At 52.0% G+C, this 1,101-nt stretch carries 2 protein-coding genes; both read right to left on the bottom strand.

Features of this window, described 5'->3' with window-relative positions; genetic code table 11:
* A partial coding sequence (locus E1189_RS24845; RefSeq protein ID WP_230460000.1) for a hypothetical protein occupies window positions 1-204 on the bottom strand: 204 nt, incomplete at its 3' end.
* Window positions 205-835: 631 nt separating this feature from the next.
* A partial coding sequence (locus E1189_RS24850; protein ID WP_230460001.1) for a hypothetical protein occupies window positions 836-1,101 on the bottom strand: 266 nt, incomplete at its 5' end.

Here is a 1,101-nt window from a genome sequence, read left to right on the forward strand (position 1 = left end):
CTCACCAGGCACAAGCGCACCCACACAGGGAGCAGGCCTTTTGCCTGTGACCAGGGCGGATGCAACAAATCTTTCACCACATCTGGCGAGCTCACCAAACACAAGCGCTCGCATACAGGGAAGAAGCCCTTTGCCTGTGACCATGACGGATGCAACAAGTCTTTCACCCAATCCGGCGATTAGCAGACACAAGCGCATCCACACAGGGGACAAACCTTTTGTCCGACTTTGACGGGTGCAGCAAGTCTTTCACCTGAGCAGGACGGGTGCAACAAGTCATTCATCGCATCCGGCCATCTCAGCGCCCACAAACGCACCCACACAGGGGAGAGGCCCCCTTTATCTGTGACCAGGGCGGGTGTAACAAATCTTTCAACTCATCCGGTTATCTCACCGTCCACAAACGCACCCACACAGGGGACAAACCTTTTGTCTGTGACCAGGGTGGATGCCATAAAGCGTTTACCACAACTTGTAATCTCACCAACCACAAGCGCATCCACACAGGAGAGAAGCCCTTTGTCTGTGACCAGGACGGATGCGACAAGTCTTTCACTTCATCCAGTCACCTCACAAGCCTTTTCCCAATCCGGCGATCTCACGGGTCGTTCACTACATCCAGTCATCTCACCAAGCACAAACACAAACCAGGCATTCACTACATCCGGTAATCTCACCGCCCACAAACGCATCCACACTGGGGGTAAGTCCTTTGTCTGTGACTTTGACGGATGCGACAAGCGTTTTACCCAATTATTTCATCTCACCAGACACAAGCTCATCCACACAGGGGACAGGCCCTTTGTCTGCGACTTTGACGGGTGCAGCAAGTCTTTCACCTAACTTTGACGGATGCAACAAAACTTTTATCACATCCGGAAATCTCAACGTCCACAAACGCATCCACACAGGGAAAAAGCCCTTTGTCTGTGATCAGAACGGGTGTAACAAAGTGTTTACCACATCCGACAACCTCACCGTCCATAAGCGCACTCACGCAGGGAATAAACGCTTTGTCTGTGACCATGATGGGTGCAATCAGTCTTTCGTCCACTCCTGTCATCTCATCAGACATAAGCGCATCCACACAGGGGACAGGCC

The sequence above is a fragment of the Parendozoicomonas verongulae genome (assembly GCF_009711465.1).
Classification (GTDB): domain Bacteria; phylum Pseudomonadota; class Gammaproteobacteria; order Pseudomonadales; family Endozoicomonadaceae; genus Sansalvadorimonas; species Sansalvadorimonas verongulae.